The sequence below is a fragment of the Pseudomonas trutticola BRTCR10 genome (assembly GCF_056155105.1).
Genome location: NZ_CM149552.1, coordinates 3891813 through 3905446, shown reverse-complemented (window position 1 = coordinate 3905446; position 13634 = coordinate 3891813). Strand labels below are relative to the sequence as shown.

Annotated in this window: 15 protein-coding genes; 3 read left to right on the top strand and 12 right to left on the bottom strand. The window is 59.9% G+C overall.

The features are described from left to right. Positions 1 to 175: 175 nt before the first annotated feature. From ACVVH8_RS17615 to ACVVH8_RS17605, 3 genes are all read right to left on the bottom strand, one after another. A complete protein-coding gene (locus tag ACVVH8_RS17615; protein ID WP_401296893.1) occupies positions 176 to 1348 on the bottom strand; it encodes a cystathionine gamma-synthase in 1173 nt (390 codons plus the stop codon). Then, on the bottom strand, positions 1345 to 2721 hold the full coding sequence (locus ACVVH8_RS17610; protein WP_103305740.1) for a pyridoxal-phosphate dependent enzyme: 1377 nt from the start codon (positions 2719 to 2721) through the stop codon (positions 1345 to 1347). The genes ACVVH8_RS17615 and ACVVH8_RS17610 overlap by 4 nt, the downstream gene beginning before the upstream one ends. Before the next feature lie 259 nt (positions 2722 to 2980). Then, the gene (locus tag ACVVH8_RS17605; protein ID WP_475225229.1) at positions 2981 to 3916 is read right to left on the bottom strand and encodes a Ppx/GppA phosphatase family protein; all 936 of its coding nucleotides are present in this window, start codon (positions 3914 to 3916) and stop codon (positions 2981 to 2983) included. A gap of 308 nt (positions 3917 to 4224) precedes the next feature. On the opposite strand from ACVVH8_RS17605, the gene ACVVH8_RS17600 reads away from it, so the two are divergent. Continuing rightward, the gene (locus tag ACVVH8_RS17600) at positions 4225 to 4452 is read left to right on the top strand and encodes a ParD-like family protein (protein ID WP_007918027.1); all 228 of its coding nucleotides are present in this window, start codon (positions 4225 to 4227) and stop codon (positions 4450 to 4452) included. Next, on the top strand, positions 4449 to 5240 hold the full coding sequence (map, locus tag ACVVH8_RS17595) for a type I methionyl aminopeptidase (RefSeq protein WP_212809236.1): 792 nt from the start codon (positions 4449 to 4451) through the stop codon (positions 5238 to 5240). The genes ACVVH8_RS17600 and map overlap by 4 nt, the downstream gene beginning before the upstream one ends. 86 nt (positions 5241 to 5326) lie before the next feature. On the opposite strand, the gene ACVVH8_RS17590 is transcribed toward map, so the two are convergent. From ACVVH8_RS17590 to ribBA, 5 genes are all read right to left on the bottom strand, one after another. Next, a complete protein-coding gene (locus ACVVH8_RS17590) occupies positions 5327 to 6481 on the bottom strand; it encodes an ABC transporter ATP-binding protein (RefSeq protein WP_475225227.1) in 1155 nt (384 codons plus the stop codon). 17 nt (positions 6482 to 6498) lie between these two features. Then, positions 6499 to 7308: an ABC transporter permease subunit gene (locus ACVVH8_RS17585; protein ID WP_315447718.1), complete on the bottom strand. Its 810-nt coding sequence runs from the start codon at positions 7306 to 7308 to the stop codon at positions 6499 to 6501. Positions 7309 to 7314: 6 nt separating this feature from the next. Beyond that, positions 7315 to 8262 carry an ABC transporter permease gene (locus ACVVH8_RS17580; protein ID WP_177431443.1) on the bottom strand — a complete coding sequence of 316 codons (948 nt, stop codon included), beginning with the start codon at positions 8260 to 8262 and terminating at the stop codon, positions 7315 to 7317. Continuing rightward, positions 8259 to 9284 carry an ABC transporter substrate-binding protein gene (locus tag ACVVH8_RS17575; RefSeq protein ID WP_212809234.1) on the bottom strand — a complete coding sequence of 342 codons (1026 nt, stop codon included), beginning with the start codon at positions 9282 to 9284 and terminating at the stop codon, positions 8259 to 8261. The genes ACVVH8_RS17580 and ACVVH8_RS17575 overlap by 4 nt, the downstream gene beginning before the upstream one ends. A 319-nt stretch (positions 9285 to 9603) precedes the next feature. Next, entirely contained in the window at positions 9604 to 10713 is a 1110-nt protein-coding gene (gene ribBA / locus ACVVH8_RS17570) for a bifunctional 3,4-dihydroxy-2-butanone-4-phosphate synthase/GTP cyclohydrolase II (RefSeq protein ID WP_475225224.1), read from the bottom strand. A gap of 68 nt (positions 10714 to 10781) precedes the next feature. Here ribBA and ACVVH8_RS17565 point away from each other — a divergent pair, with 68 nt between their 5' ends. Then, on the top strand, positions 10782 to 11078 hold the full coding sequence (locus ACVVH8_RS17565; RefSeq protein ID WP_103305747.1) for a DUF1330 domain-containing protein: 297 nt from the start codon (positions 10782 to 10784) through the stop codon (positions 11076 to 11078). Positions 11079 to 11240: 162 nt separating this feature from the next. On the opposite strand, the gene ACVVH8_RS17560 is transcribed toward ACVVH8_RS17565, so the two are convergent. From ACVVH8_RS17560 to ACVVH8_RS17545, 4 genes are all read right to left on the bottom strand, one after another. Continuing rightward, a complete protein-coding gene (locus ACVVH8_RS17560) occupies positions 11241 to 11804 on the bottom strand; it encodes an NUDIX hydrolase (RefSeq protein ID WP_475225221.1) in 564 nt (187 codons plus the stop codon). A gap of 1 nt (position 11805) precedes the next feature. Further along, complete coding sequence (locus ACVVH8_RS17555; protein WP_103305749.1) at positions 11806 to 12558, bottom strand: GntR family transcriptional regulator; 753 nt, start codon at positions 12556 to 12558, stop codon at positions 11806 to 11808. Positions 12559 to 12616: 58 nt separating this feature from the next. Then, positions 12617 to 13006: a carboxymuconolactone decarboxylase family protein gene (locus tag ACVVH8_RS17550; protein ID WP_095125671.1), complete on the bottom strand. Its 390-nt coding sequence runs from the start codon at positions 13004 to 13006 to the stop codon at positions 12617 to 12619. A 131-nt stretch (positions 13007 to 13137) separates the two neighbouring features. Next, entirely contained in the window at positions 13138 to 13623 is a 486-nt protein-coding gene (locus ACVVH8_RS17545) for a flavin reductase family protein (protein ID WP_103305751.1), read from the bottom strand. Positions 13624 to 13634 lie beyond the last annotated feature (11 nt).

The window sequence follows — 13634 nt, the reverse complement described above, 5'->3', positions numbered from 1 at the left end:
GATCTCCGCGCTGAGATCCAGCCCTTACGCCGTGTGAAGCAGCCGAGGCACTACTTTTTCAATTTCGCCCGGTACTGTGAGAAGCCTGATAAACCTTGTAAGCCAGAGACCAGCACTGGCCGCCTGCTCAAACAACCAAAGCCCGCATCGTGCGGGCTTTGTCGTTCTTACCGGACTAGATTTTCGTCAGTGCATGCGCCAGATCGGCGCGCAGGTCTTCGACGTCTTCGACGCCCACCGACAGCCGCACCAAACCATCGCCGATACCCAGTATGGCGCGGGTTTCAGGTGGAATGGTCGCGTGCGTCATGATCGCCGGATGCTCGATCAGACTCTCGACACCGCCGAGGCTTTCAGCCAGAGCGAAGATCTTCACGTTCTCCAGGAAACGCCGTGCGCCGGCCAGATCAGTGTTCAGATCCACCGAAATCATCCCGCCGAAACCGCGCATCTGCCGCTTGGCCAATTCATGCTGCGGATGCGACGCGAGGCCCGGGTAGTAGACGCGTTTGACCTGCGGCTGCTGCTCCAGCCACTGCGCCAGATCCAGTGCGTTGCTGCAATGCCGCTCCATGCGCAGCGCCAGGGTTTTCACCCCGCGCAAGGTCAGGAATGCATCGAACGGCCCGGAAATAGCGCCGACCGCGTTCTGCAAAAAGCCCAGGCGTTCGGCCAGTTCGGCGTTCTGCCCGACCACGGCAATACCGCCAATGACGTCGGAGTGACCGTTGAGGTATTTGGTGGTCGAGTGCAGCACGATGTCGAAACCCAGCTCCAGCGGCCGCTGGATGTACGGGCTGGCAAACGTGTTGTCGGCCACGCTGATGATCCCGCGTGCGCGGCAGATCCGCGCGATGGCCGCCAGATCTGACAGGCTCAGCAGCGGGTTGGTCGGCGACTCGACGATGACCAGGCGCGTGTCGTCCTGCAGCGCCGCTTCGAACGCCGACAGGTCAGTCAGGTCGACGTAGCTGAAACGATGCCCGGCGCTGCGTTGGCGCACCTTGTCGAACAGGCGGAAGGTGCCGCCGTACAGGTCGTTGCCGGAGATGATGTGCGAACCGGCATCGATCAGTTCGAGGACGGTGGAAATCGTCGCCAGCCCGGAAGCGAAAGCAAACGCCTGGGTGCCACCTTCCAGATCCGCCACGCAACGCTCAAGGGCAAAACGCGTCGGGTTGTGCGAGCGGCCGTAGTCGAAGCCTTTGTGCACGCCGGGGCTGTCTTGCAGATAAGTCGAGTTGGCATAGATCGGCGGCATCAGCGCGCCGGTGGTCGGGTCAGGCTCTTGCCCGGCGTGGATCACCCGGGTCGCGAAGCCTTGGGAATTCTTGTCGTGCTGACTCATGCGAGGGATCTCCGTAATTGGTTGAGCATGTCGGTGCGGGTGATCAGGCCATGGAAGCCCGACGCGTCGGCGACGATGGCCACGAGGCCACGGCTGAGCACCGATTCCAGTTCCGCAAGGGTAGCGCCTGGTGCCAGCGTTTGCAGTTTATCGGTCATCACGCTGGAAACTGATTGGCTGAAGCGTGCAGCGTCTTCGTGAACGGCCAGCAGGATGTCGGATTCATCGATAACGCCAACCAGCTCCTTGCCTTCAACCAGCACCGGCAGTTGCGAAACGTCTGCCAGACGCATGCGCTGGAACGCGGTCAGCAAGGTGTCGTCGGGGCCGACGCTGATCACCCGGCCATCCTCGAAGCGACGGGCAATCAGGTCGCGCAAGTCGCCATAACCCTTGCGTTGCAACAGGCCCTGATCGGTCATCCACTGGTCGTTGTAGACCTTCGACAAATAGCGAGTGCCGGTGTCGCAGACAAAACTGACGACGCGTTTCGGCTCGGTCTGTTCGCGGCAATAACGCAGCGCAGCAGCGAGCAAAGTGCCGGTCGACGAGCCGCCGAGAATACCTTCGGCCTTGAGCAGTTGGCGGGCGTGATCGAAGCTTTCTTCATCGCTGATCGAATAGGCGTGACGCACACTGGAGAGATCGGTGATCGACGGAATGAAGTCTTCGCCGATGCCTTCGACCGCCCACGAACCAGGCGTCAGCATCGAGCCGTCACGGCTGTATTGCGCCATGACCGAGCCGACCGGGTCGGCCAGGACCATTTCCAGATCCGGTTGCACGCGCTTGAAGAAACGGGTCAGCCCGGTCAGGGTCCCGGCCGAACCGACGCCGACGACGATGGCATCCAGGTCGTGTTCGGTCTGCGCCCAGATCTCCGGTGCGGTACTGCATTCATGGGCCAGCGGGTTGGCCGGGTTGTTGAACTGGTCAGCGAAAAATGCGCCGGGAATGTCTTTCGCCAAACGTGCGGCGACGTCCTGGTAATACTCGGGATGGCCCTTGCCGACATCGGAGCGGGTGATATGCACCTCGGCGCCCATGGCTTTCAGGTGCAGGACTTTTTCCGTGGACATCTTGTCCGGCACCACCAGCACCACGCGGTAGCCTTTGGCGCGCCCGACCAGTGCCAGACCCAGGCCGGTGTTGCCGGCAGTGGCCTCGACGATGGTGCCGCCGGGTTTGAGGCGACCATCACGTTCAGCCGCATCGATCATTGCCAGACCGATACGATCCTTGATTGAACCGCCGGGGTTTTGCGATTCGAGTTTGAGAAACAGTGTGCACAGGCCGGTATCGAAGCGGGTCACTTGTACCAGCGGCGTATTGCCGATCAGCCCAAGTACGGCAGGGCGTGAATCCTTTGACATCTCTTCACCTCTTTGTGGTGTTGATCGCGTTCCATTCGCGGGGAATAAGCTCGCGTGCAACATAGGCTCAGACAGGGGGCGTCGCAACCTTTAGTCGGCCGGAAATGCTGCCATTTCGATCTAACGATAGAACGAAAACCGCGAGGAGGTGGGAGGCATTTATCAGCTTTTACAGGAAGGCGTCATTGAGGTTTGAAAGGGCGTCCTCGCTATCAGGAAAGCCTTGATTAGCGAGTGAATCTGCTGCAATGCGCAGAGGTCAGTGATTGCTCATCAGCCCGTGCAGAACACCCAGCCTCAATCCCGGTTCGGAGGGCACCATCTGCGAGATGCCAAACACCTTGAATGCCGCCAGCATCAACACCAGTCCGCCGGGCAGGATGCTCTGGCGATGAGGTTGCAGACCGGCGAGCTTCAACTGTTGGACGTTGCTGACCTTCAGCAACAGCAAGGAAAGACGCAACAGGCCAGCGTAGGTAATACCGTCCTGAGCGAAATCGTTAAGTCGATTGGCCTTGAGCACTTTGGCGAGCATGCGCGCAGTGCCCGAAGAGCCAATGGTCTGCTGCCAACCCTGAGCGCGATAGCGGCGGGCGACTTTTTCGAATTGCAGGATGGCCACGCGTTCGGCTTCTTGCAGGGCGCCGGCAGAAATGGCGCCACCGCGAAAGAATCGCGTACTTAACGTGCCGCTGCCGACGGCGATGCTTTCGGTCAGCAGCGGTTGCGAGCCCTGGCCGAGAATCAGTTCGGTGGAGCCGCCGCCGATATCGACCACCAGACGCATGTCTTCGACGCCCGGTAACGTGTGCGCCACGCCGGCGTAGACCAGACGAGCCTCTTCATGGCCGGAAATGACGTCGATGCGAAAACCCAGATGCCGCTCGGCACTGGCCAGAAACAGCGGCGCGTTATCGGCCTCGCGCACTGCGCTGGTCGCCACTGCCCGCACTCGACCCGGGTCGAACCCGCGCAGTTTCTTGCCGAATCGCGCCAACGCCTGCCAGCCTCGATCCAGCGCCATCGTATCCAGTGCGCCACCGTCAAAGCCCTCGGACAAACGCACCGGCTCGCGCAAGGTTTTGACTTCCTGAATCATCAGGCCTTTGCGACTGCGTACCGACTGGCCGATCATCATGCGAAATGCATTTGAGCCCAGGTCGATGGCGGCGAACAGCGAGGCGTCTTCTTTCATGGGAGTCCTTGCAAAGCATCCGTCGAAGGCTCAAGACGGTTTGCGAGGATTCTGCCTTTGGCTTGATGACATCCTGATGATGACGCAGGGGCGATTGAATGAATTTGCCGCTGTCATGACACTGTCATTTTCCGGCGCCTACACTTTGCTCAATACATCGCGTGTTCTTGAAGTTTTTGCTGCCATTTCCGGCAGCTTTTTTTTGCCTGAAATTCGTCACCCCATTACCCGTCACAGGTCTTGGTTTGCAATTCCTCATAGAGCTTGGCTAATATACGATCCATATACACATCGTATTGGATTCATATATGGGCATCGTAAAGATTTCAGAGGACATGCACGAGAATCTGCGCATCTCCAGTAACGCCCTCAGCCGCTCGATCAACGCGCAGGCCGAGCACTGGATGCGCATCGGCATGCTCGCCGAGCTGCATCCCAACCTCGACCACAGCGCCATTTGCCGCTTGCTGATCCGCGCCGAGCAGAACGGTGGGCTGGATCTGCAACAACTGACTCAGGAAGCCGTCAGCGCATGAGAAACCAGATCAAGATCAACACCCCGGCCGATATCGCCCAATCGCGTGCCGCAGGCAAACTCGCTGCAGAAGTACTGGCAATGCTGGTGCCGCACGTCAAGGCTGGCGTCACCACCGATGAGCTGGATCGGCTGTGCAACGACTACATCGTCAACGTGCAGAAAGCCGTGCCGGCCAACGTCGGTTATCACGGTTTTCCGAAAACCGTCTGCGCCTCGGTCAACGATGTGGTCTGTCATGGCATCCCTTCGGGCACGCCGTTGAAGGATGGTGACATCGTCAACCTCGACATCGCGGTGATCAAGGACGGCTGGTTCGGCGACACCAGTCGCATGTACGTGGTCGGCGAGGCAACGCCTGAGGCGCAGCATCTGATCAAGACCACTTACGAGGCGATGTGTGCGGGAATTCGCGTGGTCAAGCCGGGTGCGACTTTGGGCGATATCGGCCACGCGATCCAGACGCTGGCGGAGAAGGAGGGCTTTAGCGTGGTGCGCGAGTATTGCGGGCATGGGATCGGCAAGGTGTATCACGACGAGCCGCAGATCCTGCATTACGGTTTTCCGAATCAGGGAATGAAGTTGAAGGCGGGAATGATATTTACCGTTGAACCGATGCTCAATGCCGGCAAGCGTCATGTGAAGAACATGCCGGATGGCTGGACCGTGCTGACCAAGGATGGCTCGTTGTCGGCGCAGTGGGAGCATATGGTCGCGGTGACTGAGACCGGGTTTGAAATTCTTACGGCGTGGCCGGATGAGATTGAAGGGTTTGCGCCCATCGTCTGAAAAAAAGGGCCACCGCAGCCCGACGCTGTGATGACCCGAGGGGTACACGCAGTTCAACTGTAGGAGTTGTGTGTTGCCAGTAAAGCTCAGTGAGAACCGGCAGCCTTGTTGAGATCGCTTTCGGTCCATTCGGTGTAGACGCACGCATCGGCAGTGGCCCAGCGTACTTGCACCGGATCGCCGGCCTTGAGCGGCATGCCGGCCGCGGACAATGCCTTGACCGTCATCGAGGTGCCGCCCGAGGTGACCACGCTGCAAGTCTGGCTTTCCCCGAGAAACAACACTTCCACGACCTTCGCTGACACCTCGTTCCAACCCGACGGCAGCGGTTCGCTGAGCGCCTGCGGCACGCTCAAGGCCAAGGCTTTTTCCGGCCGCACCATCAGCAATACATCCTGATCGGTGTGCAATCCCGCCGTCAGCCGAATCGACAACGACTGCCCTTCAAAACTCGCCGCTGCATTGCCCTGGGCCTTGAGTTTGAGGAAGTTCGAGTTCCCCAGAAACGAGGCGACAAAGGCATTCGGCGGATTCTGATAAAGGTCATATCCGCTGCCCAGACCGACAATCTTGCCGTGACTGAAAATTGCAATGCGTTGCGACAAGCGCATGGCTTCTTCCTGGTCGTGGGTCACGTAAACAATGGTGATGCCCAGGCGCCGATGCAGTTGGCGCAATTCGTCCTGCAAGTCTTCACGCAGTTTTTTATCCAGGGCACCGAGCGGTTCGTCCATCAGCAGAATGCGCGGTTCGTAAACCAGCGCCCGGGCGATGGCGACACGCTGTTGCTGGCCGCCAGACAATTGCGAAGGGCGGCGATGGGCGAACTGCTCAAGTTGCACCAGTTTCAACATCGCGTCGACACGCTTGTCACGTTCGGCTGCGGCAAGTTTGCGAATCGCCAAGGGAAACGCGATGTTGTCGCGCACCGACAGATGCGGGAACAGCGAATAACGCTGAAACACCATGCCGATGTCACGCTTGTGCGGCGGCACGTTCACCAGCGACTGACCGTTGACGAGGATCTCGCCACTGCTCGGCGTTTCGAACCCGGCAAGCATCGACAGCGTGGTGCTTTTGCCCGAGCCGCTGGAGCCAAGGAAGGTCAGGAACTCGCCGTCCTTGATGTCCAGCGAGATGTTGTCGACGGCGGCAAAGTCGCCGTAATGCTTGTTCAGGTTGCGCAGGCTGACCAGGGGTTTGTCGTTCTGCTGGGATGCGTCTTTGATCACGGCACTCATGTCGTACTCCTGGGCGCTCAGGCGCTGATTTCGTTGCGCCGGCGCAGCGCGGCGGCGATCACCATGACCAACACTGACAAGCCGATCAGCAGCGTCGAAGCGACGGCGATCACCGGTGTCAGGTCCTGGCGCAGGGTGGTCCACATTTTCACGGGAAGGGTTTGCAGGGTCGGGCTGGCCATCATCACGCTGAGCACCACTTCGTCCCACGAAACCAGAAAGGCGAAGAGGGCGCCGGCGACCATGCCCGGACGAATCGCCGGGAAGGTCACCTTGAACACTGCTTGCAGACGCGAGGCTCCGCAGATCACTGCCGCGTCTTCAATCGACTGATCGAACAGCTTCAGCGAGTTGATGATCGAGATGATGGTGAATGGCAGCGCAACAATCACATGGCTGACCACGAAGGCGAACATCGTCCCGGTGTAACCAAGCTTGAGGAACAGCGCGTACACCGCCACGGCGATGATCACCAGTGGCACGATCATCGGCAGGGTGAACAGGCCGTAGAGCATTTCCCGGCCGGGAAAGCGCCCGCGCACCAGTGCAAACGCGGTCGGCAAACCGAGGGTCACGGCGCAGATTGTGGTCAGCACGGCGACCTTGAGGCTGGCCGCTGCGGCGTTCATCCAGTCCGGGTTGGAGAAGAACTGGCCGTACCATTTCAGCGTCCAGCCCGGTGGCGGAAACACCAGCCACTGCGACGAGCCGAACGACAACAGCACGATGAAGACGATCGGCAACAGCAGGAACAGACCGATCAGCCCGGTGGTGGCGTAGAGGCCGAAACGCATGCGCCGGCTCATCGCATTGGGAGTCAGGAGCATGTCGGCTTACCTCGCGTTACTGGCGCCAACCGGGGATTCCGGCTGAAGCTTCAGGTAGAAGTAGAACAGCACCAAAGTGATCGCGATCAGCAACGCAGCGCCGGCACTGGCCAGACCCCAGTTGAGGAACGATTGCACCTGCTGAATGATGAACTCCGGCAGCATCATGTTCTGCGCGCCGCCGAGCAGTGCCGGGGTGACGTAGTAACCGAGCGACATCACGAACACCATCAAGCCGCCGGAGGCCAGACCCGGCCGGCACAGCGGCAGGAACACCCGGAAGAAGTTGGTCCACGGACTGGCACCACAGATCGAGCCGGCCTGCAGAATCATCGGGTCGATGGCCTGCATGGTCGCCTGCAGCGGCAGCACGATGAACGGGATCATGATGTAGCTCATGCCGATCACCACACCGGTGAGGTTGTGCACCATCTCCAGCGGCTGATCGATGATGCCCATCGCCATCAGCGCTTTGTTGATCACGCCCGAGGCTTGCAGCAGCACCAGCCATGAATAGGTGCGGGCGAGCAGGCTGGTCCACATCGACAGCAGCACGATGTTGAGGATCCAGCGACCCCAGCCACGCGGCACCAGGGTGATCGCCCAGGCCAGCGGAAAGCCCAGCAGCAGGCTGAACAGCGTCACCAGCCCGGCCACCGAAAAGGTGTTGAGCAGCACTCGTGCATACGCCGAGTTGGCGAACAGTTGTTCGTAGTTGCCAAGGCCCGGGGTCGGTTCGAGCACGCCGCGCAACAGCAGGCCAATCAACGGCGCGAGAAAGAACAGGCCGATGAACAGCAGCGCCGGTGCGAGGTTGCCGGCGCCGCGCCAGCGTTGTCTGAGGGACGGGGCTTGCTGCATCGCAACCGCCTGTTTTCCGTGGGCCGAGCCGGCAGCGCTCGCGGCGCTCCCGGTGGCAGTGGAGGGACGGGACGCGGTGGCCGCCATTTTCATTTGACCAGCCATTCGTTCCACCGTGTCGCGATGGCCTGGCCGTTTTTGGCCCAGTACGCGAAATCAAGAGTGATCTGATCCTTAGCGTAGGCAGTCGGCAGGTTGGGGGCTAGCGTCGAATCCAGACGCTCCACACTGTCGAGGTTGACCGGGGCGTAGGCGGTCAGGTTGGAGAAGTCGGCCTGGCCTTTGGCGCTGCTGGCATTGGCCAGAAACTTCATCGCCGCGTCCTTGTTTTTCGAGCCTTTTGGAATCACCAGAATGTCGGCCATGACCAGGTTCTGTTTCCAGCTCACGCCAACCGGCGCGCCGTCTTCTTGCAGGGCGTGAATGCGGCCGTTCCAGAACTGACCCATGCTCGCTTCGCCAGAGGCCAGCAGTTGCTGCGACTGCGCGCCGCCGCCCCACCAGACGATGTCTTTCTTGATGGTGTCGAGTTTCTTGAAGGCGCGATCCAGATCCAGCGGGTAGAGCTTGTCGGCCGCGACGCCGTCGGCCAGCAGCGCCAGTTCGAGCACGCCGGGGCTTGGCCATTTGTACAGGGCGCGTTTGCCGGGGTAGGTCTTGGTGTCGAACAGTGCCGTCCAGTCTTGCGGCTTGGCAGCGCCGAGTTTGCCCTCGTTGTAGCCGAGGACGAAGGAGAAGAAGAACGAGCCGACGCCGTAATCGCTGACGAAACGCGGGTCGATCTTGTCGCGCTGAATCACTTTGAAATCGAGGGGTTCGAGCAGGCCTTCAGCGGCGGCACGCAGGGCGAAATCGGCTTCGACATCGACCACGTCCCACTGCACGTTGCCGCTCTCGACCATGGCTTTGAGTTTGCCGTAGTCGGTCGGCCCGTCCTGCACCACGGTGATGCCGCTGGCCTTGCTGAACGGATCGGCCCAGGCCTGTTTCTGCGCATCCTGGGTGCTTCCACCCCAGCTGACAAAATTCACGCTTTCGGCAGCCATTGCAGCCTGGCCGGTGACGCTGAGCAGTCCCGCAAAAAAGATCGCGGTTGCAGCTTTGTTCAACACCATTTTTACGCCCTCATTGTTGTGTTTTTGAGCGGGCTTGCGTTGTTGCCCGCCTATCGGGAGCAGTAGATGGACGTTCGTTGGAGTGTCCGGTCTATGGAATATCATATTATGGTATTCCAAACTTTGTGCAAGCACTTTGCCTTACCGGTTATCTGGCGAATCTGTTTTTTGGAAGCTCAGAGGAATCAGTTTGAAATGGAAAACCCTGTAGGAGTGAGCCTGCTCGCGATAGCGGTGTATCAGTCAACATCATTGCTGAATGTCACACCGCTATCGCGAGCAGGCTCACTCCTACATTTGGATTTGTGCTCGACGTGAGTTATTCGGTGAACGGAATACTCTCGACCACTTCCAGGTCATACCCGGTCAGGCCAGCGTATTTCAGAGGAGGGCCCAGGTGACGCAGCTTGCCAACCCCCAGATTCTGCAGAATCTGCGCCCCAGTCCCCACCTCGGAATAAATCCGCGATTGCGAGCGACTGAACTGCCGTGGCGGTTGGGTCAATTGCGGTACGCGCTCAAGTAGCGCCTGCGACGACTCATGATTGGCCAGTACCACCACAACCCCATGCCCTTCAGCCGCCACCCGTTGCAACGCCGCCCACAGCGTCCAGTTCGTCGGTCCGCTGTACTCGGCACCGACCAGATCACGCAGCGGATCAATCACATGCACGCGCACCAGCGTCGGCTCTTCGCGGCGCAGATCGCCCATGACCATGGCCATGTGCACGCCGCCCTCGATGCGATCCTCAAAAGTGATCAAGCGGAACGTGCCGTGCACCGTCGGCAGCTCACGTTCGCCAATCCGTTCGATGGTGTGTTCGGTGCTGAGTCGATAGTGGATCAGGTCGGCGATGGTGCCGATCTTGATCCCGTGCTTGCGTGCAAACACTTCCAGATCCGGGCGACGGGCCATGGTGCCGTCGTCGTTCATCACCTCGACGATGACCGAGGCCGGTGTGAAACCGGCGAGACGCGCTAAATCGCAACCCGCCTCGGTATGACCGGCGCGGGTCAGCACGCCACCTTCCTTGGCACGCAACGGAAAGATATGGCCCGGCTGTACCAGGTCTTCGGCGCGAGCGTCTTTGGCTACGGCGGCGGCAACCGTGCAGGCGCGGTCGGCGGCGGATATGCCGGTGGTGACGCCAACCGCCGCTTCAATCGACACCGTGAAGGCTGTGCTGAACACGCTCCCATTGGCCGGCACCATTTGCTCAAGGCCCAAACGCTGGCAATGTTCGTCAGTCAGCGTCAGGCAGATCAGCCCCCGCGCTTCACGCGCCATGAAGCTGATCGCCTCGGGCGTGCAGCAGTCGGCGGCCAGCAGCAGGTCGCCCTCGTTTTCGCGATCTTCGTCATCGACCAGCAGGACCATTTTGCCGAGACGATAATCTTCGATGATTTCTTCGATGCTGTTGAAGGCCATGCTGGACTCTCAGGGTTCGTTGGAAATATATTGGTATACCATAATACAAAATCAACAAAGAGGTCACTATGAAGGCGTACTGGATTGCTCACGTGGATATCGCCGATGCCGATCACTACAGCCAATACACCCAGCGCGCGCCGGCGGCCTTCGCCGAGTTCGGCGCGAAGTTTCTCGCGAGAGGCGGGCGCAGCGAGGCGATGGAAGGGCGCAGGACGCCGCAACGCAGTGTGGTGATCGAGTTTGAAAGCTACGAAAAAGCCGTGGCGTGCTACCAATCGGCGGCGTACCAGGAGGCGAAAAGTTACCGCGAGGAATGGGCGAAGGCGGAAATCATCATCGTCGAAGGCATCGCCCCACTCTGAACCCCGCGGAAGTGATCGTTCCCACGCAATGATCGTTCCCACGCTCCGCGTGGGAATGCCTCTTCGGACGCTCCGCGTTCGGCTTTTGAAGGGACGCGGAGCGTCCCGGGCTGCATTCCCACGCGGAGTGTGGGAACGATCAGGCAGGGGGGAATGCGGTCTTCAGCGGATAAAGTGGATCTTGCCGCTATCGTCATTACCCATGTAAATCCCATACACCCCAGCCTGGCGCTCCTCGATATAGCGCTCGAGAATCTGCCGGATCGCCGGGTAATAGATCTGTTCCCACGGGATGTCTTCAGGCGCAAAGAACTTGTAGTCCAGCGTTTCCGGCCCGTACTGCCCGGTGATCTCCAGCGCAATGGCGCGGAAGATGATGTACACCTCGCTGATCTTCGGCACGCTGAAAATCGAATAGGGCGAGAGAATCTCCGCACGCACGCCGCTTTCTTCCCAGACTTCACGCAGCGCCGCCTGCTCGGTGGTCTCGCCGCTTTCCATGAAGCCGGCCGGCAGCGTCCAGGTGCCCGGGCGCGGGGGAATCGCCCGTTGGCACAAGAGGTATTTGCCGTCCTGCTCGATGATGCAGCCGGCAATGATCTTCGGATTGACGTAGTGGATGTAGCCGCAGCCGCGGCACATCAGGCGCTCGTGCGTATCGCCCGGCGGCACCTGCTGACCAAGGTCAGGGCCACCGCATTTCGGGCAATAGCTCGGGCTGAACATATCAGTGACCTATACGGGGTTCTTTCAGCGCGATGGGCAGGGTGATTGGCGGGGTAGCCCCGGTCTCTTCCTGCTTGCGCTTGAGATAGTCGAGTGCCACCGCAGCGGCAGCGCGAACGTGATCAACACAGGCCTGATGCGCCGCCAGCGGATCGCCGCTCTTGATCGCCGCGACCATTTTTTCCATTTCCTGATTACTCGCGCCGCGACGGTTTTCCTGGGAAACCGAAGTCGCGCGCAAGTAGCTGATGCGAGCCTGCAACTGACGCAGCTGAGTCGCCGCAACATGGTTGCCCGAACCTTCCAGCAGCACGTCGTAGAAGCCCTGCACCGAGTCGATCACCTGTTGCAGTTCGCCGTCCTTGAGTGCCTTGCGGTTCTCGTCGAGGGCTTTTTCCAGGGCTTTGATGTCCTTGGCCTTGGCGCGCAGCGTGAACAGCTGGACGATCAAACCTTCGAGCACGCAACGCAGCTCATAGATATCGACGGCATCGGCGAGGGTGATGATTGCCACGCGCGGGCCTTTGGCATCGGCGAACTCGACCAGGCCTTCAGATTCAAGGTGACGCAAGGCTTCGCGCACCGATGTGCGGCTGACGCCAAGGCGATCGCACAGATCGCGCTCCACCAGACGATCGCCCGGCATGAGCTGGAAATTCATGATCGCGCTACGCAGTTTATCCAGCACGATTTCGCGCAGGGTAACGGGGTTGCGATTGACCTTGAAGCTGTCGTCGAGTGGCTGGCGTTTCATGGGGTCCGCTCTTTACTGTGGCTGTCCATGCCAGACGGGCATCAAAACAGCCGAGGGGTTAACTGGAGGCCTCGGCGTCGGCTTCGGCGAAGGCTTCACGGGCGAGCCGGAAACTGTCCACGGCCGCCGGGACGCCGCAATAAATGCCGACCTGAAGCAGAATTTCGCGTATTTGCTCACGACTAAGGCCGTTACGCAAGGCGCCGCGCACATGCAGCTTGAGTTCGTGCGGACGGTTGAGCGCCGAGATCATCGCCAGGTTGATCATGCTGCGCTCCTTGAGCGACAAGCCTTCGCGGCCCCAGACATGACCCCAACAGTATTCGGTGACCATTTCCTGCAGGGGGCGGGTGAAGTCGTCGGCGTTGTCGATCGAGCGCTGCACATAGGCTTCGCCGAGCACCTGGGTGCGAATCTTCAGGCCTTTTTCGTACTTCTCGTTATTCATATTCTTTGCCTCACCTCAATCCCTGTGGGAGCTGGCTTGCCAGCGATAGCGGACTATCAGCCAACATCGATGTTGAATGTTAAGTCCTCATCGCTGGCAAGCCAGCTCCCACAGGATTTTGCATTGTTCTGTCAGGCCAGTGTCGGCAATGGCCCGAGCTTGCCTTTGTGGTAGATCATCGGCGTCACCGGTTGCGCCGGCAGGATCAGGTTCTTCACCGCGCCCACGATGATCGCGTGATCACCGCCGTCGTATTCCCGCCACAGCTCGCACTCGATGATCGCCGTCGCTTTGGCCAGAATCGGGTTACCGAGTTCGCTCAGATGCCACTCGATATCCTTGGCCTTGTCCTTGCCTTTACCAGCAAACGCATAGGCCTCGGCGGTCTGCTCGGCGGACAGCAAATGGATTGCGAATTTCTTGCTGTCGCGCAAAACCGGATAGGTGTCGGAAGCGTAGTTGGGACAGAACAGCACCAGCGCCGGGTCAATCGACAGCGCGCTAAAGGCGCTGGCGGTGATGCCGACGATGCCGCCATCCGGATCGAGGGTGGTGACCACCGTGACGCCAGACGGAAACGAACTCATCACGTCTTTGTAAATGCCGGGTTCGATCATTTCGCAGGACT

Bases quoted from the DNA above. Each gene is read 5' to 3' on its own strand.
- ACVVH8_RS17615 (WP_401296893.1), bottom strand. From the start codon at position 1,348: ATGAGTCAGCACGACAAGAATTCCCAAGGCTTCGCGACCCGGGTGATC.
- ACVVH8_RS17610 (WP_103305740.1), bottom strand. From the start codon at position 2,721: ATGTCAAAGGATTCACGCCCTGCCGTACTTGGGCTGATCGGCAATACG.
- ACVVH8_RS17605 (WP_475225229.1), bottom strand. From the start codon at position 3,916: ATGAAAGAAGACGCCTCGCTGTTCGCCGCCATCGACCTGGGCTCAAAT.
- ACVVH8_RS17600 (WP_007918027.1), top strand. From the start codon at position 4,225: ATGGGCATCGTAAAGATTTCAGAGGACATGCACGAGAATCTGCGCATC.
- map (WP_212809236.1), top strand. From the start codon at position 4,449: ATGAGAAACCAGATCAAGATCAACACCCCGGCCGATATCGCCCAATCG.
- ACVVH8_RS17590 (WP_475225227.1), bottom strand. From the start codon at position 6,481: ATGAGTGCCGTGATCAAAGACGCATCCCAGCAGAACGACAAACCCCTG.
- ACVVH8_RS17585 (WP_315447718.1), bottom strand. From the start codon at position 7,308: ATGCTCCTGACTCCCAATGCGATGAGCCGGCGCATGCGTTTCGGCCTC.
- ACVVH8_RS17580 (WP_177431443.1), bottom strand. From the start codon at position 8,262: ATGAAAATGGCGGCCACCGCGTCCCGTCCCTCCACTGCCACCGGGAGC.
- ACVVH8_RS17575 (WP_212809234.1), bottom strand. From the start codon at position 9,284: ATGGTGTTGAACAAAGCTGCAACCGCGATCTTTTTTGCGGGACTGCTC.
- ribBA (WP_475225224.1), bottom strand. From the start codon at position 10,713: ATGGCCTTCAACAGCATCGAAGAAATCATCGAAGATTATCGTCTCGGC.
- ACVVH8_RS17565 (WP_103305747.1), top strand. From the start codon at position 10,782: ATGAAGGCGTACTGGATTGCTCACGTGGATATCGCCGATGCCGATCAC.
- ACVVH8_RS17560 (WP_475225221.1), bottom strand. From the start codon at position 11,804: ATGTTCAGCCCGAGCTATTGCCCGAAATGCGGTGGCCCTGACCTTGGT.
- ACVVH8_RS17555 (WP_103305749.1), bottom strand. From the start codon at position 12,558: ATGAAACGCCAGCCACTCGACGACAGCTTCAAGGTCAATCGCAACCCC.
- ACVVH8_RS17550 (WP_095125671.1), bottom strand. From the start codon at position 13,006: ATGAATAACGAGAAGTACGAAAAAGGCCTGAAGATTCGCACCCAGGTG.
- ACVVH8_RS17545 (WP_103305751.1), bottom strand. From the start codon at position 13,623: ATGATCGAACCCGGCATTTACAAAGACGTGATGAGTTCGTTTCCGTCT.